A 23,859-nucleotide genomic window follows, 5' to 3' on the forward strand; every position below is an offset into this window, starting at 1 on the left:
CGGTCGAAAATCCTCGTATCGTCTATGTATGGGCCGTCCAGTGACGAGGGCCGTGGGCATCGACGAGGTGCCTGCGGACGTCCGCTCGCTCAGCACCATGAGCGGACCGGACTACGTCGACATGTACGGCCTCGCATCCGCAAGCGAAGCGACGCCTGAGAGGTGGGCGCGGGTGATGTACGAGGAGATTCTTGGCGCCCGTGGACGATTCATCTTCGGCCGGGTTCTCCGCCTCGAGCTCGCACCACCCAAGGTCCCGGGAACCGTCGCCGGCTGGCGAGTCGCAGAGCAAGGTGAGGACTGGATCCGTCTTGAGGCCGAGGGGAAGCGGTTGATCGGCCAGATCATCGTGAGCACCGCGAACGGACTCCTGTCCGTGACGACGTTCATCAAGTACGTCAGCGGCCTCGGCTCGACGACCTGGACGATGTGGTCGATCGTGCATCGCCAGGCGATGCCGAAGCTGATGGATGATGCCGCAGACCGAGTCGAAGGCTGAGCAGGGCAGTCGTCGCCCGGCTGGGGGAGGCGACACTCGGCCCGATACTTTCGCTGTATGGAACTCGTGTCGCTCACCTCGCTGCTGGGGGTCGCGTTGCTCGAGCTGGGCATGGTGCTCATCCCCGGGCCCAACATGGTCTACCTGACGTCGCGGGCGATCTCGCAGGGGAGGCGCGCCGGGCTCGTGTCGCTTGCCGGGGTTGCGCTCGGATTCGTCGTCTATCTCGTCGCAGCGGCCGCTGGTCTGTCCGCCCTCTTCGTCGCCGTGCCTGAGGCGTACCACCTGGTGAAGGCCCTGGGTGCCGTCTACCTCGCGTGGATGGCCTGGCAGATCCTTCGCCCCGGTGGCTGGTCGCCATTCGAACCACGCGAACTGGCCCCACACTCGGCGACCCGTCTGTTTGGCATGGGCCTGCTGACGAACCTCCTTAATCCCAAGATCGCGCTGCTGTATGCCGCCTTGATCCCTCAGTTCGTCGATCCCGCACTGGGTGCGACGTGGTGGCAGTTCCTCCAGCTCGGAACCGCACAGATCGTGGTCGGTGTCACCGTCAACGGCCTTCTGGTTCTCACCGCCGCTGCGATCGCGGGCTATCTGGCCAGCCACGCCCGCGTGCTCCAGGCCCAGCGACTCGCATCTGGCACCCTGCTCGGATTCTTCGCTGCCAAGATGGCCGTCAGCCGGCCCAACTGACGCTAGAGGCCGCGAAGATCCTTGAGGATCTCAGCGACGACCTGCTCCGGGGCAACTTCCTGCAGGTCGTGGGGTCCTTCGACCGAGACCTGGCGAGACTGCGGGGAGAGCCCCAGCCAGTGGCGCTGGTTCTTCTCGCCACCGGGATCGGCCTGGGTGGCGCTGACCACGAGCACAGGGAAGTCGCCGATCGGCATCGTCAACGTGTCCAGCTCCTCGGAGTAGTCGACGTAGTCGACGAACTCAGGGTTGTCGTTCCACACGAATCCCTCGGCCTTCAGGTCCTTGGGGTCGTCGTGATAGCTGTCGATCGTCACCAAGGCCGCCACGCGATCTGGATGCCGGGCCGCGCAACCAATGTTCAGATTGCCTCCACCAGACTGGCCGACGAGCACGTACGGCGACGGCAGGTCGAGCTTCGCCACTGCCTCGTCCTGGACCGCGCACAGCTCGCGCATCGTTCGACGCTTCTTGGGAGGCGGGTCGCTCTGTCCGGTGCCGGGCCGGTCGTACGTGCAGACGGTCGTCTGAGCGATGAGCGGGTCGACGAATTCTGCAGGGTACGCATCCGTACCGCCAGAATCGGTGCCGGCCTCCAGCAGCACGCCCGGGCCGCCTTCGCCGTCACACCAGTAGTTGATGGACTCACCGGTGGACAGCGAGAATGTGCCGCTGCGTGGCTCAGCGGCTGACGGCGATGCTGAGGTTCGTCTTTTGTGGTCGGAATCGTCAGACGAGCCTTCTCCGCAAGCAGCGAGCAAAACCAGTGCTGCGACGAGCAAAAACGCGTTCTTGCGCATGTCGGATCCTCCTGCACTGACAGGCGGGACCCCAAGCCGTCGGTCAGGCCTATGATCGCACCGGAGTAGAAGGAGCACCAACGCTCAACAGTTGTCCGATAATGCACATTATGTCAACTAGGATGGATTCTGCCGGGAGAAGGGTCCCCCCTAGTCACGAGCCAGCTTCTGGACCGCACCCCATCTTTTCGCACAGCGCGACGCTGAGTCGGATGTTGGTCGTACGTTCCCGGCCATCTGCGACGTAGTGAACGGTGAAGTCCGATGCATAGGCGTCCTTCGCCTCCGGCTTGTAGAACTCGAGCGCGATCTCCTTGAACGGCGACTTGCCGCAACCATTTGCAACCGACTCACCGCCGCGGAAATCGGGCACCTCGGACAGTCGGCCGAACGCCGCTCCGGGGATGGCGTGGAGCGAAGGGCGCTCGAAGACCGAGAAACCCGACACCTCCAGGCCACCGCGTGCGTCACGCGGCTCGATGGCCGTGATCGTCGCCAGTCCCCCGTGCTCGATGCACAGGCTGCCGGCGTACGCGACGTAGAAGCGGTCTCCCCCACGTACAGCCGGAGCCATGGATATCGATCCCGACTCAGACCCCTGGGTGTCAGTCACCAGACGGGTTCCGCCACCGTGTCGAGCGAACAGGATCGCAGCGCATGCCAGGACGGCGACGGCGATGATCAGGGACAGTCGGCGCCGGGCCGTCAGCTTCTGCATTGAGACATCATGTCAGCCCGCCGTCCCCGTGGGAGATCGATTCGCCGGGCTTGGCACGGCTACGCTTCGGCGCACTCCGGCTTGGCGGAAGTGGCCTTGGCCGGGCCCAGCTGCAGACCGTTCGTCGGAAACACCTCGTCGTGCGTCGAGCTCCTTAGGACAGCTTGGGCGTCAACCGCCACGCACGTCTCGTTGTCGAACTGGAATTGCACGTGGACGGTCTGGCCCGGGTCCAGTCCCCCGGGAACGACGAACCCGCCCGCATCTGAGGCGTCACCGGCTCGACTTTCCTTCCCGGACAGGATCGGGAGCCACATCTGCGTACTCGCCACGTCCAGCTCGCCGGCGTCCGACGCGATGTGCACGGACTTCAGCGCCAGGGGCTCGTCGCCCCGGCCCTCGAATGTGGCCGACAGCGTCGCAGAGCCGTCGTCGTTCACGACCATCACGACGCCCGACACGGCGACGGGGCTTCCATGCGTGGTGGATGGCTGTGCGCTCGTGACCGAGGAAGCAACCGCAAGCGCCACCACATCCGAAACAGTTGCGGAATCACCACTCACTCCCGCGCTCGCTGGCCGGAGATGAACAACACTCCCAGCGTCCGGCTGCGTCTGTGCCGATGGTGCAGCGAGGAGCGCAAGCGAAGCCACACAGATGAGGGGTGCGCCTGCAACAAGCGTCCGCATTCGCGTCGACTCCGGCTTCATGAGCTCCCCCATACCTAGAAGTGTCCAGCACCGACCCATTCGTGACAACGTCGAAGACGGAATGTCACAAAACCAAAGCGTCCCGCGTGGCCGATCATTGGCCTCGCGTCACAGCTCGGCTAGCCTTGCCATCCCACGGACCGAGCAGCTCGACACTTCAGGGATGGGGACCCAGATGACGTCCAACCTCTACGCGGTGACCTTCGACGCGCACGATCCCGAGCGCCTGGCCCGCTTCTGGGCTGGGCTTCTGGGCTGGGACATGACGCCCGAAGACGATGGGTTCGAGCTCGTGCCGAACGATGGCACGGCGTACCGGGTCGACTTCTTCCCCAGCGAGGAGCCGAAGCGCGGCCAGAATCAGCTGCATTTCGATCTCACCAGCGCATCCCCCGAGCAGCAGCAGGAGACCGTGGCACGGGCGCTCGAGCTCGGGGCTCAGCACATCGACATCGGGCAGACCCCGGAGGACGGCCACGTCGTACTCGCAGACCCCGAGGGCAACGAGTTCTGCGTCATCGAGGCGGGCAACAACTTCCTGGCCGACACCGCATTCATCGGGGCGATCAACTGCGACGGTTCGCAAGAGGTCGGCTACTTCTGGAGCAAGGCGCTCGGCTGGCCACTGGTGTGGGACCAGGACGAGGAGACCGCCATCCAGTCACCGTCCGGCGGTTCGAAGATGTCCTGGGGCGGGCCACCAGTGGCGCCCAAGACCGGCAAGAACCGGATACATCTCGAGATCGCTCCCCCCGCCGGCAGCGATCTGCAGGCGGAGGTCGAACGTCTCATCTCGCTCGGGGCGAAGCGCATCGACATCGGTCAAGGCGACGCCAGCTGGGAAGTCATGGCCGACCCCGACGGCAATGAGTTCTGCGTGCTGACTCCCCGCTAGGCGCTGCCTTCGCTTGACTCCTGCGCCGCTCAGCGCCAGTCCCCGATCCTCTCCTCGTGCGGCGCCGGAGCCCCCGTACCCGTCTCGAGGTATGCCTTCAGGCTCACCAGGAACGTGGCCCACTTCGTGCTGCAGTGGTGCATGAACTCCACGGGCTCCCGCCATCCGCGGTGGGCAAACATGATGATCGTGTAGTCCCCCTCGGTGCGAAGGTCCCAGCTGACGTGGGTGCCGATCCACTCCTCCGGCCCGCCGACAACCTCCCAGAGCACACGCTCGGCCGGCTTGGCCTCCACGACGCTCATGTCGAACCCGGCTGGGTCCGGTGAGTCATCGAATCGGAAGCGGAACTGGACCACTCCCCCTGCGTCGGCGTCGCCGCGGACGTCTGAGGTCCACCAGGCCGTCAGCCTTTCGATCGTGGTCAGCGCTTCGTACACCGCTTCTTGCGATGTCGTGATTCCTACGCGATGCAGGATGTCCACCATGGTTCTCTCCTTCGTTGGGTACGACCGCGGTCGCGGTTCGTTGGTCAGTGCTGGGCTTCGCTCTGGGACTTGATGGCCTCGGCAATCTGCTTGATCCGGCGCAGACGCGCGTCCCACGTGTCGCTCACGGCGTGGAGCTGGGCCACGGCGCGGGCGAACTGCGCCTGGTCGATCTGGTAGCGCTTCTCACGGCCCGACTGGGTTGCGTGGACCAGGCCGACGCGGTCGAGCACCGCCAAATGCTTGGCGACGGCCTGCCGGGTCACCGGCAACCCCTCGCTCAGCGACGTGGCCGTGCCGGCACTGCTCGTCAGGAGCAGGTCCAGCATCTGGCGCCTCGTGGGGTCCCCGATCGCCGACCACAGGTCGTCGTCGATGGCGACCGTCATGGCGCCGAGACCAGCCGCTCGGCGTGTGCCTTGATGCGGCCGACGAAGTTGTCCCAACCCGCTCCGTGGTCGAGGTAGGTGTGCTCCAGCACGGCCGCCTCCCAGCCGCGCTCGCGGAAACCGGTCTCACTGAGTCGGAGCAGCGTTCCGGTGCCAGACGGGACGAGCTCGAAGGTCACCAGGTTCGAGTTGCCCTCAGCGGCGCTCTCCCCCGCCTCGTGCGTCCACCGGAAGCTGAACAACCGTGGCGGCTCGGCGACGACGACGGTCATCGGCACGACGTGCGATCTCGGGTTGTCCCCCTCGGCCCACACCAGCTCCCCCGTCGAACCAGACGTGGGTTGGACGTCCGTCTCGGCGTTCCACCACTCCCGGACATGCTCGGGCGTGGTGATCACCTCGAACACCACCTCCGGCGGTGCGTCGATGTGGATCTCGCGTTCGATGCTGGCGTACTCCATGAGTTCCTCCTGATATGCAACCATCGGTTGCGAAGACCGTAGCACCACCTCGCTGCCGTGCGCAACCATTGGTTGCGTCGCAAGAATTATCGCCTCTGATTGCAACCAAAAGCGTGGATTGAATCACGCGATTCTGGGAACAAGATGGAGCGCCCACGCGTCACACCAATCACACAGATGTGCGGAAAGGAGGTAGCTGGACATGGAAACGCCCACGCGACGTGACAACAACGATCTGACCTCCTGGAACCCTTTCCGGGAGCTCGATGAGATCCAGAGCCGCATGTCGCGACTGCTCGAGTCCACGTTCAAGAGCGGTGACCCGTCGGCCGGTGCGTGGACGCCACTGGTGGACATCGAGGAGACCGACGACGCGTTCGTCGTCGAGGCCGAGCTGCCCGAGGTCAAGCGCGAGGACATCAGTGTCGAGCTCAATGACAACGAGCTCTCCATCCACGGAGAGATCAAGGAGCGCGAGCGCACCGGCATCGTGCGGCAGACCCGCCGCACCGGGGAATTCGACTACCGCGTGACGCTTCCCGGTCAGGTTGATCCTGACAGCACCGAGGCCTCACTCAAGGACGGCGTCCTCAGGCTGACGCTCCACAAGAACGAAGGCCAGAGGCGCCGCCGCATCGAGATCACCGGCGGCTGACCGACCACTGGGGGGCTGACGCACCTCCGGGGCGTATCACCCGGAGGGCTCAGCCATCCCAGTCGACGATCGGAGAGGAGGTGTGACACATGTACTCGACGGATGACCCGCGCCAGATCGGGGTGCTGCTGCGCATCAGCCGGGCCCTGGACATCGTGGGAGACGTCAGCGTCTCCGTGGACGACCCGTCCGAACTGCTGGCGTGGGCCAACACGCTGCCGGAACCAACGGCGCTGGCATGGCGCGCTCTGGATTCCGAGAAGCGGTACGCCCAGGTCTCCGCTGCGCATCATCGCCGTCCGGTTCACGGCCTGATCACGGCGGTCCTGTGCTGTGAGGACCATCGAGCGTTCTGGGACGAGCTCCTCGAGGAGGACCTGGATCCTGGCACCGAGAAGTCCATCAGCATCGACGCGCTGTCCCAAGCCTGGGCCACGGCTGTTCCGCTCACGCCTTCGTCGCAATGAATCTGGTTGCCGTCGTAGGCGCCGCGCAATACTGCTGACATGAGCGGACGCACGGTCGCGGTGCTGGTTGCCTGTCTCGTGCTGGCCGCCTGCGGTGACGACCCATCCGGCGATGCCAAAGCCACCACCGCACCCACGACCACAACGGCGGCAACGCCGAGCGAGCCGGCAAGCCCGACGGCGGAGCCGGGTACCGAGATCGTCGTGGCCGGCAGCGCGTTCGGCCCGATGCTCTTCGACACTCGCAAGCAGGCGATCTACCTGTTCGACATCGAGACCACGGACGAGCCGAAGTGCTACGGCGACTGCGCTGAGGCGTGGCCGCCGGTGCTCACCGAAGGCGAGCCGGCGGCCGGTGACTCGGTGCATCAATCACTGCTCGGCACCACCAAGCGCACCGACGGCACGACCCAGGTGACGTACGGCGGCCACCCGCTCTACTTCTATGCGCACGAAGGCTCCGGCGAGGTGAAGTGCCACGACGTGTTCCTGAACGGTGGGAACTGGTACGTCGTGAAGCCGAACGGTGAGCGTGCCTGAAGGCGTACCGGCTCAGTCCTCGATGAGGTCGATCGCACCTTCCGGGCACGAGTCGGCGGCGTTGCGGGCGTCGTCAGCCCGGTCGGCCGGCACATCGATCACCTGGCCGCGGGGTGTCACGTAGCCGTCCTCGTCATACGTGAGCAGGCCTTCGGCGAGCGAGTAGCAACGCCCGTGACCCCTGCAGATGTTGACGTCGACCGTCAGCTTCATGACTGGACCTCCCACGTGAGCGGCAGGCTGAGCAGCGTCATCATGGCGCCGCCACCACGCTCCATCAGCGGATCGCCGGTTTGGATCTCGAACTCCGGGATGACCTTCAGCCATTCCTCGACGGCGACCTGCATGACCCGGCGGGCCAGATGCGCGCCGAGGCAACGGTGCGGTCCCCCGGCGAAGCCCAGGTGGTTGTTGGCCTTGCGGTCGACGACGAACTCGTCGGGGTTCTCATACACGCGTGGGTCCCGGTTTGCGCCGGACACCAGCCCGTAGACCATGTCGCCCTTGCTCAACGGGCAGCCGTGAAACTCGGTGTCCTGTGCCACCTTGCGGCCGTCCCCGAAGATGATCGTGTACATCCGCAGCGACTCCTCCACCGCGGTCGGGATGAGCTCAGGCTCGGCGATCAGCCGGCGACGGTCGTCGGGGTTCTCGGCGAGGTGGCGGAACAGGTAGCCGAGCTGTCCGCGCGTCGTGTCGAGCCCAGCGAGGACCAGGACGGTGAGGATGTCGAGGATCAGGGCATCGCCCAGTGGCTCGTCGTCGACCTCCGAGTTGACCAGGAGCGAGACGAAATCGTCGTCGCGGGGCTCGGTGTCCTTGCGACGCTCCTCCAGGACGTTCTCCCAGTAGCCACGGATGCCGCCCAGTGCGGCACCCATTGCCGCCTGCTGCTCGAGGTCGCCACCGAACCCGGCGAAGAAGTCCTCGACCCACGGGACGAACAGGTCGGCATCGGAGTTCGGCACGCCGATGATCGTCAGGAAGATCTCGGTCGGCAGCCGCATCGCGAAGTCAGCGACGAAGTCGCACTCCCCCTTCGGCGCAAGGTCCGCGACGAGGCGCTGGCCGATCTCGTGTGCCTGGGGGGTGATCCGGTTGACCGCGTTGGGCGCGAACCAGCGACTGATGAGCTGCCGGTACTTGGYGTGATCAGGCGGATCGATCTGCGTCGGGACGAACCGGTAGACCGGATCCGGTTCCCACGGGGTGATCGACTCACTCGAGAAGATCTCGGGGTGCTGGTACATCTCGCGGACCTCGTCGTACCGCGTGAAGACCCAGTAGCCCTGGGCGTGGGTGTTGAAGAACGCCGGGCTGGTCTCCCGCAGCTCGTTGGCTTTCTCCCAGTGCGCGCCGGCCTCCAAGGGCGCCGAGGCGTCCAGGTGGATGACAGGGCAGCCGGTGGGCACGCGCTGGGAGATCTCGGTCTGCTCTTCAGCCGGAGTGGTCATCGCGGTCTCACTTCCTCGTCTGCCGCGCGATGCGTGGCCGTGAGCTAGGTGAACCTGAATTCGGTTCGGTTACGGGAATTGAACTGTAACCCGGCTCACACGTGGCCGCAATAGCCTTTTCAGAACTGACGTTTCCGCAGGTGAATGGCGAGAATCTGTCAGGAAACGCGTTGAGCGATGAGACGCAGTACGTGCTCCTCGCTGACCCCAAGCGCCGCGCTGACGCGATCGATCCCGCGTTGATCGATGAGCTGCACGAGCGTGTCGCGGCGCACGGTCTTGACCATCTGATGCATCTGTCGCAAGGAGTCATGCACCGTCGCCAGCATCTCGAGCCGCTCCCCTGGGGGCAAGCCCTGCAGCCAGGAGTCGAGCCGTTCCCGGAGGGTGTCCATGTGTTCGATGAGCTGTTGGTCAGACAAGGGTGTGCCTCGTGGGTCGTGGTGACTGCGTGTCTGCAACCGAGTCAACCACAGCGCCCACACGTCCACACGTCGTGCTTCGCGCCTTCGGGATAGCGTCGTTGCATGACACCTCCCGGGTCCGATGCCGCCGAGTGGGACGCGATGTACGCCGAGCGCGACTCCGTGTGGAGCGGCGAGCCGAACACGCAGTTGGTCGCCGAGGTGAGCGCATTGACGCCCGGCACCGCGCTGGATGTCGGCTGTGGCGAGGGTGCCGACGCGGTGTGGCTCGCGCAGCAGGGCTGGCACGTGACGGCGGTCGACATCTCCGAGATCGCGCTCGATCGTGCCCGTGCCCACGCCGCGGCGGCAGGGGTGACGGTCTCGTTCGAGCGAGCCGATCTCGTCGCCGCTCCCCCGGCGCCCAGGTCGTACGACGTGGTGTCGGCCCAGTTCTTCCACCTCCCCGAGCCGCCGCGCACGCAGGCGTATCGGGGGCTCGGCGAAGCCGTCCGGCCCGGCGGCCACCTGCTGGTGGTCGGGCACTACCCGTCCGAGCACATTGGCAAGGACCACCCCGAACGGCTCTTCACGACCGACGAGATCGTCAGCCTGTTCGCCGACGACTGGCAGGTCGTCGTCTCCGAGGTCCGCGAACGTACCGCTGTGCATCATGGCGAGCTCAGGTCGCTGGCCGACGGCGTCGTGCTGCTGAGGCGTGCCGGTTAGGCTTGACGCACGACCTCAAGGAGTGATCCCGATGAGTGCCCGCGACCGCAAGAGGCATGAATACGGGGTGCGCCTCGAGGCCGAAGCGGCAGCGGTGGACGACGACGAACAGGGCGCGGCCGAGGCACGGGAGAAGCGGCTCTCCAATCAGGCGCAATGGGTCGAGCTCCAGGTCCAGCAGGCGATGCGCCGCGGCGATTTCGACAACCTTCCCGGCACCGGCAAGCCGATTCCTAACCTCGACGCGCCCCACGACCCCGACTGGTGGCTCAAGCGGCTCATCGAGCGGGAGCGCATCACGGGCGTCCTCCCTCCGGCGCTGGCCCTCCGCACCGAGGACGCGCGTATGGACGAGACGCTGGACCGCGAGACAATACCCGACGGCGTACGCCGCGTGGTCGAGGACTTCAACGCCCGGATCGTCGAGGCGCGACGTCAGCTCCAGGGCGGCCCTCCTGTCATCACTCCCCTGCGCGACGTCGATCGCGAGATCACCGGTTGGAGCGAACGCCGCGCTGCCCGGGTGGCTCAGCAGAAGGCGGTCATGGAGCAGATCCGCCGCGAGGAAGCCGCGTCGGCTCCCCCGTCCTGGTGGCGACGGCTGCTGGAGCGCCTTAGGCTACGGTTTCGCCGGCTCATCTGACGCCCCGTCGGTGGGGACGGGCACACTGGCCACATGGTCATGGCATCGCAGGTCTCAATGACGCGCGAGCTGCGACTCGAGTCCGCCGTCAATGTCTCCTTGACATTGAGCATGCTGCGCAAGGGCAAGGGTGACCCGACGACCAAGCACGACGGCAGCCACCTGTGGCGCACGAGCCGGATGCCCAGTGGCGCCGTCACGTACGTCCTGCGGCAACCCGAGCCGACGCTGGTCCGGGCAGAAGCCTGGGGCCCGGGTGCTGCTGAGCTGCTCGATGGCCTGCCCGGGCTGGTCGGCGCCGAGGACGATCCATCTGGATTCGAGCCGGACCACCCGATCCTGGCCGACGCATTTCGCAGACATCCCGGACTGCGCGTCCCCCGCACTGGGCGGATCCTCGAGGCGCTGATCGCGGCCGTGATCGAGCAGCGAGTCGTCGGCCTCGACGCGTTTGCCGCATGGCGCCGGCTCCACGTGCGATTCGGCGAGCCCGCGCCCGGGCCAGCACCTGCAGGCATGCGGGTGTTCCCGTCCGCCGAGCAGTGGGCGGCGATCCCGTCGTGGGAGTGGCATCGGGCCGGAGTCGACCCGCAGCGTGCCAGGACAGCCCAGGCCTGCGCCCGCCTCGGCGCCCAGGTCGAGCGCCTGGCGACGACTCACCGTGACGACCACGCTTCGGTCTATCGCGGCTTGCGCAGCATCCCGGGGGTCGGCGTGTGGACCGCGGCCGAGGTCGGCGGCCGCGCCCTCGGCGATGCCGACGCTGTCCCGTTCGGCGACTATCACGTCGCCAAGGACATCGGCTCCGCACTCATCGGCCGACCGCTCGACGATGCCGAGCTGGCCGAGCTGCTCGAGCCGTGGCGCCCGCACCGCTTCCGTGTCGTACGCCTGGTGCAGCTCAGCCCGCTCGCCACGCGTGAGCGACGCGGCGCTCGCATGCCCCGGGTCGACCATCGTCACATCTGACTTCGGAATGAATGCGCTCCGCACCCGGTTGCAAGGTGTCATGACGACGACTGTTCAGGCCCTGACCCGCAAGCAGATCGACGCCGACATCCGGGCGGCGCTCGCCGCGATCTACCGTGCGGCCTACGGCGACCCCAGCCTCCCCGAGAGCCAGCTCGACGCCGACAACTTCGTCAGGTCGACGATCAGGCGCCACTCGCGACGCGCCGGCTTCCGCATGGTCCTCGCAACAACGGACGGCGAGATCTCCGGATACGCCTACGGGTTCACCGGCAAGCACGGTCAGTTCTGGAGCGACTGGCTTTCCGGAACGGCCCCGGCGCACATCGTCGAGGACTGGGTCGGTGACCACTTCGAGCTGGTCGACATCGTGGTCGATCCGGCCCACCGGGGCCAAGGGATCGCCGGGCTGCTGCATGACCACCTCGTCGATGGCCTGCCGCAGGAAAAGGCGCTGCTGGCCACCACGCCGGACGAGGGTGCGGCGGCCCGCCTCTATGGAGGCCGCGGATGGCAGGTCCTCGTGCCGGAGATCGACGGTGCGAAGGCGCTGTACGGCCTGGACCTCGCCGCCCGCGCAGCTTGACTGTCCGCACCCGCCCCTACAGTGAAGCGGTGCCCCTGACGACCCGTGTTCCCGCGTGGTTGCGAGTGGCCGCAGCGTTGTTCGCCGTGGGCTGGGGCGCCAACCAGTTCGCGGCAATGCTGCTGGTCTACCGCGAAGAGGAAGGCGCCTCGAGCGAGGCGGTGACCGCATTGTTCGGGGCGTACGCCCTCGGCCTCATCCCGGCGCTGTTGATCGTCGCGCCGATCTCGGACCGCATCGGTCGCCGCAGGGTCATGCGTCCCGTGCTGGTGCTGTCGTTCGTCGCGACCGTAATCCTCCTCGTCGGTGGTGACAACATCGCGGTCCTCCTGCTCGGGCGACTCGTAGCAGGCATCGCCTCGGGCGCTGCGTTCGCGCCGGGCAGCGCGTGGGTCAAGGAGCTGTCCGCCGACGGCCCTCCTGGCACCGGGGCCCGGCGCGCCACGCTTGCCCTGTCGGCCGGGTTCGGATCAGGGCCCTTGGTCGCAGGCGTCTTCGGACAGTGGCTTCCCGGTCCGACCGTCCTGCCGTACGTGCCTCACCTCGTGCTGATGTTGGGCGTCATGTGGCTCGCCTGGCATGCTCCGGAACCGTTCGTGCCGAGGAGCAAGGACGAGCGTCGTCGCAGGTCGGAGGTGTGGCGTGCAGTGCGTTCTCGCCCGTTCCTGCTCGGCATCACGCTCACCGCACCGTGGGTGTTCGGTGCCGCAGCGACGAGCTTCGCGACGATTCCGACGTTCGCCGACATCGGGTTCGCGCCTGTCGCCGTGACCGGCGCGCTGACCGGCCTCACCCTGTGGACCGGCGTCGCAGTGCAACCGCTGGGCAAGCGGCTCCACGACCCCCGGCTCATCATCGGGTCCGGACTGGCGGCCGCCGCTGCGGGCCTCCTCACAGGCCTGCTCCTCGCTGCGTCCGGCGCCAGCTGGCTCGTCCTACCAGCGGCGATGCTGCTCGGAACGGCGTACGGACTGATCCTGGTCGGGGGGCTCACGACGGTCGAGGGCCTGGCCCACCCGGACGACCTCGGCACGCTCAACGCGGTGTTCTACAGCCTCACCTACGTGGGGTTCGCAGCACCGTTGCTCAGCACACTGGCGCTCAACGTGATGTCGCCCGAGCAGCTCATGCTGGTGGGCGTCCTGATGATCGCGATCACGGCGCCCCTGGTGTTGCTGTCGCAGCGTCGGGTGCCGGTCAGCGCCTGATGCTCAGGCAGCGACGACCGAGATGACGTTGCCCGAAGGGTCCGTGAACCACGCGATGTCGGGGCCGTTGCCCTTCATGACGCCCAGCTCGTCCTGCGGCATGCCTTCGTAGCGCTCGAACACCGCTCCACGGACCGTGAGCTCGCGAACTGCTGCACTCACATCGTCAACCGGAAGGTTGAGCACCGTGAAGCTCGCCGGTGTGTGCGCCGCACCCTTGGGATAGATGAAGACGTGGTGGTCGTCGCCGAGATCGAGGCTCAACGCGTCGCCAGGTGCGTCCTCGACCGGCAGCCCGACGACATCGCTGTAGAACGCCTTGGCGGCCGGGATGTCGGAGACGGAGAATCCGCTGAACGGTGTGCCGCACGTGACCATGATGAGACCTTTCGTAGTCGTCAGCTTGCAGAGACGATGGCGTCGGCGACCTCGGCAGGATCGCTCAGCGCGGCGAGGTGTCCGCCAGGCACCTTGACCGCTTCCAGGCCCAACCGCTCACGAGCCACACGCTGCTGGAACCCGAACGGAAAGAACCGGTCGTCCTGCGCCGCCAGCACCGTCGTGGGGATGTCCGGCCAGGCGTCGAGACCCCATGGCGCGACGAACACGGCCTCGCTCTGCTCACGCTCGTCGCCGAGAGCCGCGAGCACGTCGGCCGGTACGTCGTGCAGGAAGTACGTCTCGAGGTCGAAGTTCGCGTCAGGGTCGCGACCTTCACGGATGTCGTTGTTGCGCATTGCCTCGGACGAACCGGTGGCGTCCCACCACTCGCCCGACGTCTCCCCCGGCAGCGGGATCATGGCGTTGAGCAGCACGATTCGCGACGTCGGTAGCCGAGCGGCCGCCCAGGATGCGCTGAAGCCGCCCAATGACTGGCCCACCAGCACCACATCGTCCAGACCGGCGGCCGCGTCAACGACGATGTCGACGTAGTCGGGCAGACCCTTGGTGGCGTCATCGGCCGGAAGGTCGACGGCGATGCTGCTGTGGCCGCGTGCCTCGAGCTCACGGCGCACAGGCCCCCAGAAGGACGCCATTCCGCCTGCACCCGGGACCAACACATACGTCGGCGAGCTCATGCGCCGATCGTATGCCCCTCGCGATCTGCGGCTATTCGAACGGCGAGGGATCGCCCGCGCCGACGCGTACGACCTCGGCGAAGCCGTCGGAGAAGTCGATGACCGTGGTCGGCTCGGCGATGACGTCCGCGCCCGACTCGACGACCGCGTCGACCTGGCCGTCGAGGACCTCGGCGATCTCCCAGGCCGTCGTCATCGGCTCGACGCTGCCGGGCAGGATCAGCGTCGTCGAGAGCATGGGCTCACCGAGGGCGGTCAGCAGCGACGTGACGATCTTGCTGTCCGGAATGCGTACGCCGACCGTCTTCTTCTTCTGGTGCAGCAGCCGCCGGGGCACCTCGCGGGTCGCCGGCAGGATGAACGTGTAGGGACCCGGCGTCGCGGCCTTGACCGCTCTGAAGATCGCGTTGTCGACGTGCACGAACTGGCCCAACTGTGCGAAGTCCTTGCACATGAGCGTGAAGTGGTGCTTGTCGTCGAGCTGGCGGATCGTCCGGATGCGCTCGAGGGCGTCCTTGTTGCCGAGCTGGGCGCCGAGGGCGAAGCCTGAGTCGGTCGGGTAGGCGATGAGCCCCCCGTCCTGGATCACCGCTGCCGCCTGGTCGACGGATCGCTGCTGTGGGTTGTCGGGATGGATCTCGATGAAGCGCGCCATAAAGGGGAGCGTACGACGAAAGCCCCGGACATGACGAAGGGCCGCGCACCTGGTGCGCGGCCCTTCGCCTGAGTCAGCTGAAGATGCTGTAACCCCCGGGCCCGACAAGTGCTGCGACAACCAGCAGGATGATGCCCCACAAGATGTCGCCGCGGACCAGACGCAGGATTCCGTAGATCGCGATGATGACTGCGATGATCCACAAGATGAACGCCATGGGTGTTCTCCCTCTAATCAGTGGTGACGGTGGCCACCGCAGAGAGGACTACCCCCTCCGTACGACTTTCAATCACGTCTCATGTGACGTGCGTCACCTGAATGCGTTCCGTCATGCGGACAGTTCGCCACGTGCTGGGACGCCGCTCAGGGCCGACCTATTCTGGACGACGCAGCGTTCGACATCCTGGAAGAGGTGAGCAGCATGGCCCCCGCGGTTCTCACCCTTGCCGAACGGCGCCAGCAGCAGATCGCCCACGACGAGGAGCGCACCGCGCACCTTGCCTCACGCGAGTCACTCCTGGCCCCTCGACGTACGAACGAGGAGCTCAAGGCGATCGCCGAAGCCGCCGAGCAGCGCTTCGCCGAGTCCGATGCGGCCGAGGTTCTCGCCTGGGTCGCCGAGGAGTTCGGCTATCGCGCCGCCGTCGCGTGCTCGATGGCCGATGCCGTCCTCCCGCACGTCGTCGCCCAGCACCTCCCCTGGGTCGACACGCTGTTCCTCGAGACCGGCTATCACTTCGCCGAGACGATCGGCACGCGTGACGCGGTGGAGTCCTCGATGCAGCTCTCGATCGTCGACGTCAAGCCGCGACGCAGCGTCGCGGAGCAGGACGCCGAGTTCGGCGAGAAGCTCTACGAGCGCGACCCGGCGCTGTGCTGCCAGATGCGCAAGGTCGAGCCGCTGCACGACACGCTGCAGGGCTACGAGGTCTGGATCACCGGCGTACGCCGCGACGAGGCGCCGACCCGCGCCAACACCCCCTTCGTGACGTGGGACGACAAGAACGGGCTGGTCAAGGTCAACCCCTTGGCTGCCTGGTCGTTCGACGACCTCCTCGCGTACGCCGATGACAACGACGTCATCGTCAACCCGCTGGTCAACGACGGCTACCCGTCGATCGGCTGCGCGCCGTGCACCCGCCGCGTCGCCCCGGGCGAGGACCCCCGCGCGGGTCGCTGGGCCGGCCTCGACAAGACCGAGTGCGGCCTGCACGCCTGACCCTGCACGAGAACCGCACGACGACAAGGCACCGATGACCCTGACAGACGAACGCCGCCTCACCCAGCTCGAGTGGCTGGAGTCAGAGGCGATCCACATCATCCGTGAAGTGGCTGCGGAGTTCGAGCGGCCCGTGCTGCTGTTCTCGGGCGGCAAGGACTCGGTCGTGATGCTGCACCTGGCGGTCAAGGCGTTCTGGCCTGCCCCCGTGCCGTTCCCGGTCATGCACGTCGACACCGGGCACAACTTCCCCGAGGTGCTCGCGTTCCGCGACGCCACGGTCGAACGGCTCGGCATACGGCTCGAGGTCGCGAGCGTGCAGGACTACATCGACGACGGCCGGCTGCGTGAGCGCAGCGACGGCACCCGCAACCAGCTGCAGACCCAACCGTTGCTGGACGGCATCACGAACCACAAGTTCGACGCGGTGTTCGGCGGCGGCCGACGCGACGAGGAGAAGGCCCGCGCCAAGGAGCGCGTGTTCTCCCTGCGCGATGAGTTCGGCCAGTGGGATCCCCGCAACCAGCGACCTGAGCTGTGGAACCTCTACAACGGCAAGCACCGCCCCGGTGAGCACGTACGCGTGTTCCCGCTCAGCAACTGGACCGAGCTCGACGTCTGGCAGTACATCGGCGCCGAGAACATCCAGCTCCCCGAGCTCTACTACGCGCACCAGCGCGAGGTGTTCGAGCGTGACGGGATGCTGATCAGCGTCAGCGACGTATCGCAGCCCCGCGAGGGCGAGACCGTCGAGAAGCGCCAGGTGCGCTATCGCACCGTCGGTGACATGTCGTGCACCGGCGCCGTCGAGAGCGATGCCGTCACGGTCGAGGACGTCATCGTCGAGGTGGCCGCGACGCGACTCACCGAGCGAGGCGCGACCCGTGCCGACGATCGGGCATCCGAAGCCGCCATGGAGGACCGCAAGAAGGAAGGCTACTTCTGATGAGGACTCTCCTCCGCCTGGCGACCGCCGGCTCGGTCGACGACGGTAAGTCCACCCTCGTCGGGCGCCTTCTGTACGACTCGAAGTCCGTGCTCGCCGACCAGTTCGACGCCGTCGAGCGGGTCAGTCGCGACCGCGGGCTCGCATCGGCTGACCTCGCGCTGCTGACCGACGGGCTGCGCTCCGAGCGCGAGCAGGGCATCACGATCGACGTCGCCTACCGCTACTTCGCCACCGCCGAGCGGTCGTTCATCCTGGCCGACTGCCCTGGCCACGTGCAGTACACCCGCAACACCGTGACGGGTGCGAGCACCGCCGACGTCGTCGTGCTGCTGGTCGACGTACGCCACGGCATCCAGGAGCAGACCCGCCGCCACCTGGCCGTCGCCTCGCTGCTGCGTGTCCCCCACGTCATCGTCGTCGTCAACAAGATCGATCTCGTCGACTTCGACGAGGAGACCTACAACCGCGTGTCCGACGAGGTCCTCGAGTCGGCCCGCAGCCTCGGCCTCTACGACGTCGCCACGATCCCGGTCTCGGCACTCGACGGCGACAACGTCGTCGACCGCTCAGACCGTACGCCGTGGTACGACGGACCCAGCCTGCTCGCCTACCTCGAACAGCTCTCGCCGGTTGGCTCTCCCCACTCCGAGCCGCTGCGCTTCCCCGTCCAGCTCGTGATCCGGCCCCAGTCGGCGGCCGGCGAGGAGTTCCGCGACTACCGCGGCTACGCGGGACAGATCGCCTCTGGGCTGGTCCGCGTCGGCGACGCCGTCACGGTGCAGCCCAGCGGTCGTACGAGCACCGTCACCGGCATCGACTTCGCAGGCGAGGAGCTCGCCGAGGCGTTCGCGCCTCAGTCCGTGACCCTGCGACTCGCCGACGACATCGACATCTCCCGTGGCGACCTGCTCGTCACGTCGCGCAGCGTCCCTCCAGTCACCCAGGACATCGACGGGACGATCGCCTGGCTCGCCGAGGGTTCGCTGGTGCCAAGCACGAAGGTGCTGCTCAAGCACGGGACGCGCACGGTCCAGGCAATGGTCAAGGCCATCGGCGGCAAGCTCGACCTCGACAACGCGCGGCTGCTCCCGGCCGACTCGCTGGGACTCAACGACATCGGGCACGTCAAGCTCCGGCTCGCCGCTCCGATCCCCGCCGAGGAGTACATCCATGCGCGCGGCACCGGTGCGTTCCTGCTGATCGACGCCCAGGACGGCGGCACGCTCGCTGCCGGCATGGTCGGCGATGCGCTCCTCGACACCAAGGCGGCGATGGAAGCGATCGGCGACACTACCCTTCTCGTATGAGTTCGAGTGCGCACGGAAGCTTCCCGCTGACCCTGCGGGTGACCGGCCGCAAGGTGGTCGTCGTCGGCGGTGGACACGTCGCCACGCGTCGTACCCTCGCACTCCTCGACGCGGGTGCTCACGTCGTCGTGATCGCGCCCGTCGTCTCCGACTCGCTCGCCTCCTCGATCGACCGCGGCGAGGTCGAGTGGATCCAGCGGACGTACCAGTCCGGCGACCTCGACGGTGCGTGGCTGGTGCAGACCGCGACCGCCGATCCCGCCGTCGACGGACAGGTCGCCGATGACGCCGAGGCCGGCCAGATCTGGTGCCTCAAGGGCGGCGACCCCGATCATGCGACCGCCTGGTCTCCGGCTGTCGCGCGCGTCGACGATGTCACGGTCGCGATCAGTGGTGGGGGTGACGCAGGTCGGGCCGCAGCACTGCGCGACGGTGTGGCGGCCGCTCTGCAGTCTGGCGAGCTTCCGCTGCGCCACCGCACGCACCACCCCGACGGGTTCGTGGCTCTCGTCGGCGGCGGACCCGGCGACCCCGGCCTGCTCACGACCCGCGGCCGGCGGCTGCTCGCCGAGGCGGATGTCGTCGTCATCGACCGGCTTGCACCCCACGGCGTGCTCGCCGAGCTGCCGCCGGATGTCGAGGTCATCGACGTCGGCAAGAAGCCTGACCACCACCCCATCCCCCAGAATGAGATCAACGCGATCCTGGTCGACCGCGCCAAGCAGGGCAAGATCGTCGTCCGGCTCAAGGGCGGCGACCCGTACGTGTTCGGCCGCGGCGGCGAGGAGCTCATCGCCTGCCAGGAGGCTGGCATCCCGGTCGAGGTCGTGCCCGGTGTCACGAGTGCGATCTCGGTGGCCGCCGCCGCCGGCATACCTGTCACGCATCGCGGGGTGTCCCGCGGCTTCACGGTCGTCACGGGTCACGAGTCGCTGGCCGACCTGCCGCGCAACCGTGCCCACACCATCGTGATGCTGATGGGCGTCAAGCGCCTCGCCGAGACCGCCACCGAGCTCATTGCCGCAGGTCACGACCCCGAGACGCCGGCTGCCCTCGTCGAGAGCGGCTACAGCGAGGGGCAACGCGTCACCGTCGGGACGCTCGCGACGATTGCCGAACGCGCTGAGGCCGTCGGCGCCGAACCGCCGGCCATCACGATCCTCGGCGACGTCGTCACGCTGTCCCCCGCCTGGCCCCGCGCCTAGCCCCCGCTGAGAGTGACGACTTGCAGGTTTTCATCGGCGTGTCGCCTGCAAGTCGTCACTCCCACGGGTGCGCCGGCGATCAGTCGCGCTGGGCGTGCAGCCATGCGTTGAGGTGCTTCTCGCCCTGACGCATGACGATGTGGTGGCCGACGACGAACACAGGGCGCAGGATCCAGGCCGTCCAGCGCATCCAGCGACGGTCCGTTGCGACCCGCCAGTCGATGTCCATCTCCGAGCTGTCGGCGGTCAGCTCGAGGAACCTCACCTCGCCACTCCCCCGCAGATCACCTTCTGAGGTGAACGACAGGCGCTCCGGCCGGGACGACTGGAGGTTGGCGAGCCGGAACGTCACGGAATACCCCAGCCCGCTGGCAGCCCGGAGGTCGAGGTTGTCGCCGTCATACGCGGTGACCTGCACGGATGGCCACCACGGCAATGGATCCGACGTCTCGAGGAGCGCCTCGAGCACGTCCCACAGCGACTCGCGGTCGCGGTGGACCCGCCACCGCGAGACGAGCACGTAGTCCGAATTCATGCACTGTTCTCCGTGTCGCTACCGGGGCTCGAGTGACTCCCGGGATTGAATGGATCTGGCCCTACGCGGTATGAGTGCGTAGGGCCTTAACTCTGCCCTGACGACGCCGTCCGCCGGAGCCACCAGAGTCCCACGAGTGGCAGCACGAGCGGCACGAAGCCGTAGCCCTCGCCGAAGCCCGACCACACCGTCTGGTCCGGGAACAGCGAGTCGTCGACGAGCGACAGCACCCCGGTGACCAGCACGCCGACGAGCTCGATGCTGATCGTCACGAGCGCGAGGCCGCGCATGCTGCGGGCCAGGGCGATCGTGGCGACGACGTAGACCAGCCCGGCGAACGCCGACATCGAGTACGCGAACGGGGCATCGCCGGCCTTCGTCGCGAGCTGGAAGATCGAACGGGCCGATGCGGCGAGGGCGAACACCGCGTAGATCGCGACGAGGACCCGTCCGAAGCCGTGCGAGGTGTCAGACATACGCGTTCTTCCAGATGCCGAGCAGGCGCACGCACAGCACGGCGACCGTCAGCATCGCGACCACCACGACACCGGTCCCCCATCGGGACTTCTCGGCGATGCCCCACAGCACCGCAGCGGGCGGGATCACGACGATCGTCACGAGGTAGGACACGAACAGCACACCGTCGACGTCTCGATCGGTTGACCCGAGTGCGATCGAGCCTCCGACCAGCAAAGCGATCAGCAGGACCTCGAGCGCGGCAACGGCGTAGAACAGGGGGTTGCTGAACGGGAGCCGGCGCACCATGTGCCAGCCGGCGAAGCCGCCGACGAGCAGGGCAGCCAGGGCGACGACGTACGCCACGAGGTCGGTCACGCAATGCCTTTGTTCGGGGCCTCCTCGTGCGAGGTGGCGGTCAAGATCTCCGTGACCGAGTCTTCCACGAAGCGTCTCCACGTCGACAAGCGGCGGAGCATGAAGTGCCCTGCACCGGCCATCGGCGTCCAGGACGCGCTCGCAGCGACACCTCGGCTGCGCTCGACGTACGCCTCGCTGGAAGCCGGCGAGGTCCATCGGTCGGCCGTGCCGTGCAGGATGCGCAGGTGACGGCCGGCGATCGATCGGTTGGGCTCGGTCGCCGGCAGCCACGGAGCAAGCCCCACAACCCCCACCACGGCGGCGTCGTCAGCGGCACGGCATGCAGTCCGGCCACCCATCGAGTGGCCGACGAGCACGACCGGCACGCCGGGGTGCTCCGCCGTCAGCTGTTCGAGCGCCCAGCGCGCATCGCGTACGGGTGCAGGATCGCTCTGCGAGTTCCAGCCTCGCTGGCCGTATTGCAGCAGGTTCACGCTGAATCCGGCCTTCCGCGCGAACCGGCGCAGCGATCGCGCCATCAGCGCCATCCGCCACCAGCTTGCGTGCTTGTTCTCAACCGGCTCGACGCTGTGCTCCTGGCCGCCGTGCAGCAGCAGAACGATCGCGCGAGGCGAGTCCGGCGTGCTGAAGCGGTCAAGTCGTGGCCCTGCCATGGCATCGATGCTGGCATGCCGCCACAACTAGCGCACAGGGAAACGTCACCCAGCGATCCACTCGGCGGGCGTACGTCCGCTGCGTTCCAACAGGCGTACGAGCTCGCTGGCGCTCGCGTCGCCTGGCCTGGCGATCGGAAGCCCATCTCCGCGAACGACTCGCCGAGCAGCAGTGACAGTCCCTCGTGCGCCGCGCTCACCACATCGTCGTCGAACTCGACGCTGACGCTGACGGCCGCCCCAAGGTCCCAGGTATGGATGACTGCCTCAGCGACGAGCTCTGCATGCACGATGTCGACAGACGTCACCCCGCGGTACGGCATGGTGATCGTCGCCTCAGGGCGCTTCCGCAGGTTGGCGAGCAGATCGGCCGACGCGCTCCGCAGGTCACCCCCAACGTCCGACGACGCGCGATAGGTGGGCGAACCGTCGGACAGCGGCGGCTCGAGGTCGGCTGCGCAGGCACCGGTCACCAGCTGCCAGCCGATGACGTGCTCGAGCAGCCGGCGCACATCGAACTCGTCGCACGGAGTCTCGCGGGACAGGTCGTTCGGCTCGAGTCCTTCGACGATACGAAGGGTGGTCGTCAGGACAGTCTCGAGCAGGTCAAGGTTGCGCTGAGTCACGGCACGAACCTACCGACGCTGATCCCGGCCGCCGGAGCCGCCCGCGGCTAGCATGAAGCCTCAGGCATACCCGAAAATTTCCGGCCGATCGACCCATCCCCGAGCGAGGCGGCGCCGAATGACCCGTGGAAGGTTCTCAGGACGGGAGACACACGTGTCGGCACGCGCAGCAAGGCTGGGGTTCGCAGGCAGTGACCTGCCAGACCCCACCTCTGACCTTGGAGAGCTCCTGGGTCGGGTCGCCCGCGGGGACGAAGCCGCGTTCGCCGCGGTCTACGACGCGCTGGCGTCAGCCGTGCACGGGCTCGCCCGCCGGGTCATCCGAGACCCTGCGCGGGCCGAGGAGATCTCGCAGGAGGTCTTCATCCAGGTCTGGCAGACCGCGGTCCGGTTCGATCCGCAGCGCGGCAGCGCCAAGAGCTGGGTGCTGACCCTCGCGCATCGACGCGCCGTGGATGCCGTCCGCCACGACCAGGCGGCAGCCAACCGGGAGAACAAGTACGACTGGACCAGTGGCCCCGACTTCGACGAGGTCGAGGAAACCGTCACGATCAGCCTCGAGCACGAGCAGGTGCGTCGCTGCCTCGACGGTCTCACCGACCTCCAGCGCGAGGCCGTCAACCTGGCGTACTACCAGGGCTACACGTACGGCGAGGTCGCCGACGTTCTCGAAGCCAATCCGGCCACGATCAAGACCCGAATGCGCGACGGAATCGTCCGGCTGCGCGACTGCATGGGAGTCGAAGCATGACCGCCGACCTGCACTCCCTCCTGGCGCCGTACGCCCTCGACGCCATCGACGCCGAGGAGCGCGTGCGCTTTGAGGAGCACCTCGAGGACTGCACCACGTGTCAGGCCGAGCTCGCCGGCTTCCAGGCCACTGCGGCACGCCTCGGCGAGGCCGTCAGCCAGGCTCCGCCGACGGGCCTGCGCACACGACTCCTGGACGAGATCACCACGGTCCCGCAGGAGCGCCCCGTCGTCACGTCACTGGCGCAGCGCCGCGGCCTGCGGCGTACGCTCCCACGCCTCGCAGTCGCGGCGGCGTTCGTGATCGGCGCCGTCGGCGTCGGTGGGTATGTCGTCGAGCGTGATCGCGCTGCTGACGAGCACGCGCAGGTCGAGGCGATCACCCGAGTGCTCAGCGCAGAGGACGCGCAGTCGGTGGAGAAGTCCTTCCCGACCGGCGGCAACGTCCGCATGGTGATGTCGCCCTCAAAGGACACCGCGGTGATCTTCGCGAACCGGCTTCCCGACCCCGGCGCGGGGAAGGTCTACCAGGTCTGGCTCGTCGACAGCTCCGGCCCGATCGATCAGGGCACGTTCAAGCGCAGCGGCGACATGATCATGAAGGGCATCACGGCGGCCGACAGGGTCGCAGTCACCGTCGAGCCCGAGGGCGGGTCAAAGCAGCCCACGACGGCCCCCGTCGCCACGATCCCGATCTGACCGACATATTCGCGGGTCACACCCCTAGGATCGT

Annotated in this window: 35 protein-coding genes; 17 read left to right on the top strand and 18 right to left on the bottom strand. The window is 67.3% G+C overall.

The window, feature by feature from the left end; translation table 11 throughout:
* The first annotated feature begins 28 nt into the window (after positions 1-28).
* Together AC1DVU_RS13530 and AC1DVU_RS13535 are read left to right on the top strand one after the other, a co-directional pair.
* The gene (locus tag AC1DVU_RS13530) at positions 29-499 is read left to right on the top strand and encodes a hypothetical protein (RefSeq protein ID WP_476922976.1); all 471 of its coding nucleotides are present in this window, start codon (positions 29-31) and stop codon (positions 497-499) included.
* Positions 500-556: 57 nt separating this feature from the next.
* The gene (locus AC1DVU_RS13535; RefSeq protein ID WP_476922977.1) at positions 557-1,195 is read left to right on the top strand and encodes a LysE family translocator; all 639 of its coding nucleotides are present in this window, start codon (positions 557-559) and stop codon (positions 1,193-1,195) included.
* Positions 1,196-1,197: 2 nt separating this feature from the next.
* Here the strand turns inward: AC1DVU_RS13535 and AC1DVU_RS13540 are convergent, their stop codons facing one another.
* The 3 genes from AC1DVU_RS13540 to AC1DVU_RS13550 all read right to left on the bottom strand — a co-directional run bounded on the left by AC1DVU_RS13540 (position 1,198) and on the right by AC1DVU_RS13550 (position 3,174).
* On the bottom strand, positions 1,198-1,995 hold the full coding sequence (locus tag AC1DVU_RS13540; RefSeq protein WP_476922978.1) for an alpha/beta fold hydrolase: 798 nt from the start codon (positions 1,993-1,995) through the stop codon (positions 1,198-1,200).
* Positions 1,996-2,149: 154 nt separating this feature from the next.
* Positions 2,150-2,713, bottom strand: a complete 564-nt coding sequence (locus AC1DVU_RS13545) for a hypothetical protein (protein ID WP_476922979.1) — start codon at positions 2,711-2,713, stop codon at positions 2,150-2,152.
* 59 nt (positions 2,714-2,772) lie between these two features.
* Positions 2,773-3,174 (bottom strand): hypothetical protein, encoded by a 402-nt coding sequence (locus tag AC1DVU_RS13550; protein ID WP_476922980.1) that lies wholly within the window; start codon positions 3,172-3,174, stop codon positions 2,773-2,775.
* 412 nt (positions 3,175-3,586) lie between these two features.
* On the opposite strand from AC1DVU_RS13550, the gene AC1DVU_RS13555 reads away from it, so the two are divergent.
* Complete coding sequence (locus AC1DVU_RS13555) at positions 3,587-4,318, top strand: VOC family protein (RefSeq protein WP_476922981.1); 732 nt, start codon at positions 3,587-3,589, stop codon at positions 4,316-4,318.
* A 29-nt stretch (positions 4,319-4,347) separates the two neighbouring features.
* Here AC1DVU_RS13555 and AC1DVU_RS13560 read toward each other — a convergent pair whose 3' ends face one another.
* From AC1DVU_RS13560 to AC1DVU_RS13570, 3 genes are read right to left on the bottom strand one after another with little or no spacing between them, the layout of a single operon-like run.
* Complete coding sequence (locus tag AC1DVU_RS13560) at positions 4,348-4,806, bottom strand: SRPBCC family protein (RefSeq protein WP_476922982.1); 459 nt, start codon at positions 4,804-4,806, stop codon at positions 4,348-4,350.
* A 44-nt stretch (positions 4,807-4,850) separates the two neighbouring features.
* Positions 4,851-5,195: an ArsR/SmtB family transcription factor gene (locus tag AC1DVU_RS13565; RefSeq protein ID WP_476922983.1), complete on the bottom strand. Its 345-nt coding sequence runs from the start codon at positions 5,193-5,195 to the stop codon at positions 4,851-4,853.
* Positions 5,192-5,656, bottom strand: a complete 465-nt coding sequence (locus AC1DVU_RS13570; RefSeq protein ID WP_476922984.1) for an SRPBCC domain-containing protein — start codon at positions 5,654-5,656, stop codon at positions 5,192-5,194. The genes AC1DVU_RS13565 and AC1DVU_RS13570 overlap by 4 nt, the downstream gene beginning before the upstream one ends.
* Before the next feature lie 202 nt (positions 5,657-5,858).
* Between AC1DVU_RS13570 and AC1DVU_RS13575 the strand changes: the two genes are divergently transcribed.
* From AC1DVU_RS13575 to AC1DVU_RS13585, 3 genes are all read left to right on the top strand, one after another.
* Positions 5,859-6,311 carry an Hsp20/alpha crystallin family protein gene (locus AC1DVU_RS13575; RefSeq protein WP_476922985.1) on the top strand — a complete coding sequence of 151 codons (453 nt, stop codon included), beginning with the start codon at positions 5,859-5,861 and terminating at the stop codon, positions 6,309-6,311.
* Between the two features lie 89 nt (positions 6,312-6,400).
* Positions 6,401-6,778 (top strand): hypothetical protein, encoded by a 378-nt coding sequence (locus AC1DVU_RS13580; RefSeq protein ID WP_476922986.1) that lies wholly within the window; start codon positions 6,401-6,403, stop codon positions 6,776-6,778.
* Positions 6,779-6,817: 39 nt separating this feature from the next.
* The gene (locus tag AC1DVU_RS13585) at positions 6,818-7,318 is read left to right on the top strand and encodes a COG4315 family predicted lipoprotein (protein ID WP_476922987.1); all 501 of its coding nucleotides are present in this window, start codon (positions 6,818-6,820) and stop codon (positions 7,316-7,318) included.
* A 12-nt stretch (positions 7,319-7,330) separates the two neighbouring features.
* On the opposite strand, the gene AC1DVU_RS13590 is transcribed toward AC1DVU_RS13585, so the two are convergent.
* The 3 genes from AC1DVU_RS13590 to AC1DVU_RS13600 form a co-directional block, all read right to left on the bottom strand.
* Positions 7,331-7,531 (bottom strand): ferredoxin, encoded by a 201-nt coding sequence (locus AC1DVU_RS13590; protein ID WP_476922988.1) that lies wholly within the window; start codon positions 7,529-7,531, stop codon positions 7,331-7,333.
* Positions 7,528-8,772: a cytochrome P450 gene (locus AC1DVU_RS13595; RefSeq protein WP_476922989.1), complete on the bottom strand. Its 1,245-nt coding sequence runs from the start codon at positions 8,770-8,772 to the stop codon at positions 7,528-7,530. The genes AC1DVU_RS13590 and AC1DVU_RS13595 overlap by 4 nt, the downstream gene beginning before the upstream one ends.
* Before the next feature lie 158 nt (positions 8,773-8,930).
* Complete coding sequence (locus AC1DVU_RS13600; RefSeq protein WP_476922990.1) at positions 8,931-9,167, bottom strand: hypothetical protein; 237 nt, start codon at positions 9,165-9,167, stop codon at positions 8,931-8,933.
* A 132-nt stretch (positions 9,168-9,299) separates the two neighbouring features.
* On the opposite strand from AC1DVU_RS13600, the gene AC1DVU_RS13605 reads away from it, so the two are divergent.
* From AC1DVU_RS13605 to AC1DVU_RS13625, 5 genes are read left to right on the top strand one after another with little or no spacing between them, the layout of a single operon-like run.
* On the top strand, positions 9,300-9,905 hold the full coding sequence (locus tag AC1DVU_RS13605; RefSeq protein ID WP_476922991.1) for a class I SAM-dependent methyltransferase: 606 nt from the start codon (positions 9,300-9,302) through the stop codon (positions 9,903-9,905).
* Positions 9,906-9,936: 31 nt separating this feature from the next.
* Positions 9,937-10,548, top strand: a complete 612-nt coding sequence (locus AC1DVU_RS13610; RefSeq protein WP_476922992.1) for a DnaJ family domain-containing protein — start codon at positions 9,937-9,939, stop codon at positions 10,546-10,548.
* A gap of 33 nt (positions 10,549-10,581) precedes the next feature.
* Complete coding sequence (locus AC1DVU_RS13615; RefSeq protein ID WP_476922993.1) at positions 10,582-11,517, top strand: DNA-3-methyladenine glycosylase family protein; 936 nt, start codon at positions 10,582-10,584, stop codon at positions 11,515-11,517.
* Between the two features lie 40 nt (positions 11,518-11,557).
* Positions 11,558-12,103 (top strand): N-acetyltransferase family protein, encoded by a 546-nt coding sequence (locus AC1DVU_RS13620; protein ID WP_476922994.1) that lies wholly within the window; start codon positions 11,558-11,560, stop codon positions 12,101-12,103.
* A 29-nt stretch (positions 12,104-12,132) separates the two neighbouring features.
* The gene (locus AC1DVU_RS13625; RefSeq protein WP_476922995.1) at positions 12,133-13,311 is read left to right on the top strand and encodes an MFS transporter; all 1,179 of its coding nucleotides are present in this window, start codon (positions 12,133-12,135) and stop codon (positions 13,309-13,311) included.
* Between the two features lie 3 nt (positions 13,312-13,314).
* On the opposite strand, the gene AC1DVU_RS13630 is transcribed toward AC1DVU_RS13625, so the two are convergent.
* The 4 genes from AC1DVU_RS13630 to AC1DVU_RS13645 form a co-directional block, all read right to left on the bottom strand.
* Entirely contained in the window at positions 13,315-13,689 is a 375-nt protein-coding gene (locus AC1DVU_RS13630; protein ID WP_476922996.1) for a VOC family protein, read from the bottom strand.
* A gap of 20 nt (positions 13,690-13,709) precedes the next feature.
* On the bottom strand, positions 13,710-14,390 hold the full coding sequence (locus AC1DVU_RS13635) for an alpha/beta fold hydrolase (RefSeq protein WP_476922997.1): 681 nt from the start codon (positions 14,388-14,390) through the stop codon (positions 13,710-13,712).
* 31 nt (positions 14,391-14,421) lie between these two features.
* On the bottom strand, positions 14,422-15,045 hold the full coding sequence (locus tag AC1DVU_RS13640; RefSeq protein ID WP_476922998.1) for an L-threonylcarbamoyladenylate synthase: 624 nt from the start codon (positions 15,043-15,045) through the stop codon (positions 14,422-14,424).
* Between the two features lie 73 nt (positions 15,046-15,118).
* Positions 15,119-15,262 carry a GPGG-motif small membrane protein gene (locus AC1DVU_RS13645; protein WP_476922999.1) on the bottom strand — a complete coding sequence of 48 codons (144 nt, stop codon included), beginning with the start codon at positions 15,260-15,262 and terminating at the stop codon, positions 15,119-15,121.
* A 204-nt stretch (positions 15,263-15,466) separates the two neighbouring features.
* On the opposite strand from AC1DVU_RS13645, the gene AC1DVU_RS13650 reads away from it, so the two are divergent.
* The 4 genes from AC1DVU_RS13650 to cobA are packed head-to-tail and all read left to right on the top strand — an operon-like array spanning position 15,467 to position 19,725.
* Positions 15,467-16,264, top strand: a complete 798-nt coding sequence (locus tag AC1DVU_RS13650) for a phosphoadenylyl-sulfate reductase (RefSeq protein WP_476923000.1) — start codon at positions 15,467-15,469, stop codon at positions 16,262-16,264.
* 34 nt (positions 16,265-16,298) lie between these two features.
* The gene (gene cysD, locus AC1DVU_RS13655) at positions 16,299-17,210 is read left to right on the top strand and encodes a sulfate adenylyltransferase subunit CysD (RefSeq protein WP_476923001.1); all 912 of its coding nucleotides are present in this window, start codon (positions 16,299-16,301) and stop codon (positions 17,208-17,210) included.
* Complete coding sequence (locus AC1DVU_RS13660; protein WP_476923002.1) at positions 17,210-18,520, top strand: sulfate adenylyltransferase subunit 1; 1,311 nt, start codon at positions 17,210-17,212, stop codon at positions 18,518-18,520. Before cysD ends, AC1DVU_RS13660 begins: the two co-directional genes overlap by 1 nt.
* Positions 18,517-19,725 (top strand): uroporphyrinogen-III C-methyltransferase, encoded by a 1,209-nt coding sequence (gene cobA / locus AC1DVU_RS13665; RefSeq protein ID WP_476923003.1) that lies wholly within the window; start codon positions 18,517-18,519, stop codon positions 19,723-19,725. The genes AC1DVU_RS13660 and cobA overlap by 4 nt, the downstream gene beginning before the upstream one ends.
* A 79-nt stretch (positions 19,726-19,804) precedes the next feature.
* Here the strand turns inward: cobA and AC1DVU_RS13670 are convergent, their stop codons facing one another.
* The 5 genes from AC1DVU_RS13670 to AC1DVU_RS13690 form a co-directional block, all read right to left on the bottom strand.
* Positions 19,805-20,260, bottom strand: coding sequence for an SRPBCC family protein (locus AC1DVU_RS13670; RefSeq protein ID WP_476923004.1), 456 nt, complete (start codon positions 20,258-20,260; stop codon positions 19,805-19,807).
* 86 nt (positions 20,261-20,346) lie between these two features.
* Positions 20,347-20,736: a hypothetical protein gene (locus AC1DVU_RS13675; protein ID WP_476923005.1), complete on the bottom strand. Its 390-nt coding sequence runs from the start codon at positions 20,734-20,736 to the stop codon at positions 20,347-20,349.
* Positions 20,729-21,094 (bottom strand): hypothetical protein, encoded by a 366-nt coding sequence (locus AC1DVU_RS13680; RefSeq protein ID WP_476923006.1) that lies wholly within the window; start codon positions 21,092-21,094, stop codon positions 20,729-20,731. Before AC1DVU_RS13680 ends, AC1DVU_RS13675 begins: the two co-directional genes overlap by 8 nt.
* Positions 21,091-21,699, bottom strand: coding sequence for an alpha/beta hydrolase (locus AC1DVU_RS13685; protein ID WP_476923377.1), 609 nt, complete (start codon positions 21,697-21,699; stop codon positions 21,091-21,093). The genes AC1DVU_RS13680 and AC1DVU_RS13685 overlap by 4 nt, the downstream gene beginning before the upstream one ends.
* Positions 21,615-22,376, bottom strand: coding sequence for a maleylpyruvate isomerase family mycothiol-dependent enzyme (locus AC1DVU_RS13690; protein WP_476923007.1), 762 nt, complete (start codon positions 22,374-22,376; stop codon positions 21,615-21,617). Before AC1DVU_RS13690 ends, AC1DVU_RS13685 begins: the two co-directional genes overlap by 85 nt.
* 154 nt (positions 22,377-22,530) lie before the next feature.
* Here AC1DVU_RS13690 and sigK point away from each other — a divergent pair, with 154 nt between their 5' ends.
* Positions 22,531-23,127 carry an ECF RNA polymerase sigma factor SigK gene (gene sigK, locus AC1DVU_RS13695; RefSeq protein WP_476923008.1) on the top strand — a complete coding sequence of 199 codons (597 nt, stop codon included), beginning with the start codon at positions 22,531-22,533 and terminating at the stop codon, positions 23,125-23,127.
* Entirely contained in the window at positions 23,124-23,825 is a 702-nt protein-coding gene (locus AC1DVU_RS13700) for an anti-sigma factor (protein WP_476923009.1), read from the top strand. Before sigK ends, AC1DVU_RS13700 begins: the two co-directional genes overlap by 4 nt.
* Positions 23,826-23,859 lie beyond the last annotated feature (34 nt).

The organism is Aeromicrobium sp. P2_G6, from assembly GCF_056403535.1.

Coding starts and splice junctions, on each gene's coding strand:
- AC1DVU_RS13700 (WP_476923009.1), top strand. CDS start 23,124: ATGACCGCCGACCTGCACTCCCTCCTGGCGCCGTACGCCCTCGACGCC.
- AC1DVU_RS13610 (WP_476922992.1), top strand. CDS start 9,937: ATGAGTGCCCGCGACCGCAAGAGGCATGAATACGGGGTGCGCCTCGAG.
- AC1DVU_RS13585 (WP_476922987.1), top strand. CDS start 6,818: ATGAGCGGACGCACGGTCGCGGTGCTGGTTGCCTGTCTCGTGCTGGCC.
- AC1DVU_RS13635 (WP_476922997.1), bottom strand. CDS start 14,390: ATGAGCTCGCCGACGTATGTGTTGGTCCCGGGTGCAGGCGGAATGGCG.
- AC1DVU_RS13560 (WP_476922982.1), bottom strand. CDS start 4,806: ATGGTGGACATCCTGCATCGCGTAGGAATCACGACATCGCAAGAAGCG.
- AC1DVU_RS13575 (WP_476922985.1), top strand. CDS start 5,859: ATGGAAACGCCCACGCGACGTGACAACAACGATCTGACCTCCTGGAAC.
- AC1DVU_RS13640 (WP_476922998.1), bottom strand. CDS start 15,045: ATGGCGCGCTTCATCGAGATCCATCCCGACAACCCACAGCAGCGATCC.
- AC1DVU_RS13580 (WP_476922986.1), top strand. CDS start 6,401: ATGTACTCGACGGATGACCCGCGCCAGATCGGGGTGCTGCTGCGCATC.
- AC1DVU_RS13565 (WP_476922983.1), bottom strand. CDS start 5,195: ATGACGGTCGCCATCGACGACGACCTGTGGTCGGCGATCGGGGACCCC.
- AC1DVU_RS13650 (WP_476923000.1), top strand. CDS start 15,467: ATGGCCCCCGCGGTTCTCACCCTTGCCGAACGGCGCCAGCAGCAGATC.
- AC1DVU_RS13605 (WP_476922991.1), top strand. CDS start 9,300: ATGACACCTCCCGGGTCCGATGCCGCCGAGTGGGACGCGATGTACGCC.
- AC1DVU_RS13630 (WP_476922996.1), bottom strand. CDS start 13,689: ATGGTCACGTGCGGCACACCGTTCAGCGGATTCTCCGTCTCCGACATC.
- AC1DVU_RS13615 (WP_476922993.1), top strand. CDS start 10,582: ATGGTCATGGCATCGCAGGTCTCAATGACGCGCGAGCTGCGACTCGAG.
- AC1DVU_RS13530 (WP_476922976.1), top strand. CDS start 29: ATGGGCCGTCCAGTGACGAGGGCCGTGGGCATCGACGAGGTGCCTGCG.
- cobA (WP_476923003.1), top strand. CDS start 18,517: ATGAGTTCGAGTGCGCACGGAAGCTTCCCGCTGACCCTGCGGGTGACC.
- AC1DVU_RS13675 (WP_476923005.1), bottom strand. CDS start 20,736: ATGTCTGACACCTCGCACGGCTTCGGACGGGTCCTCGTCGCGATCTAC.
- AC1DVU_RS13660 (WP_476923002.1), top strand. CDS start 17,210: ATGAGGACTCTCCTCCGCCTGGCGACCGCCGGCTCGGTCGACGACGGT.
- AC1DVU_RS13570 (WP_476922984.1), bottom strand. CDS start 5,656: ATGGAGTACGCCAGCATCGAACGCGAGATCCACATCGACGCACCGCCG.
- AC1DVU_RS13670 (WP_476923004.1), bottom strand. CDS start 20,260: ATGAATTCGGACTACGTGCTCGTCTCGCGGTGGCGGGTCCACCGCGAC.
- cysD (WP_476923001.1), top strand. CDS start 16,299: ATGACCCTGACAGACGAACGCCGCCTCACCCAGCTCGAGTGGCTGGAG.
- AC1DVU_RS13590 (WP_476922988.1), bottom strand. CDS start 7,531: ATGAAGCTGACGGTCGACGTCAACATCTGCAGGGGTCACGGGCGTTGC.
- AC1DVU_RS13545 (WP_476922979.1), bottom strand. CDS start 2,713: ATGCAGAAGCTGACGGCCCGGCGCCGACTGTCCCTGATCATCGCCGTC.
- AC1DVU_RS13555 (WP_476922981.1), top strand. CDS start 3,587: ATGGGGACCCAGATGACGTCCAACCTCTACGCGGTGACCTTCGACGCG.
- AC1DVU_RS13620 (WP_476922994.1), top strand. CDS start 11,558: ATGACGACGACTGTTCAGGCCCTGACCCGCAAGCAGATCGACGCCGAC.
- AC1DVU_RS13600 (WP_476922990.1), bottom strand. CDS start 9,167: ATGGACACCCTCCGGGAACGGCTCGACTCCTGGCTGCAGGGCTTGCCC.
- AC1DVU_RS13645 (WP_476922999.1), bottom strand. CDS start 15,262: ATGGCGTTCATCTTGTGGATCATCGCAGTCATCATCGCGATCTACGGA.
- AC1DVU_RS13540 (WP_476922978.1), bottom strand. CDS start 1,995: ATGCGCAAGAACGCGTTTTTGCTCGTCGCAGCACTGGTTTTGCTCGCT.
- AC1DVU_RS13535 (WP_476922977.1), top strand. CDS start 557: ATGGAACTCGTGTCGCTCACCTCGCTGCTGGGGGTCGCGTTGCTCGAG.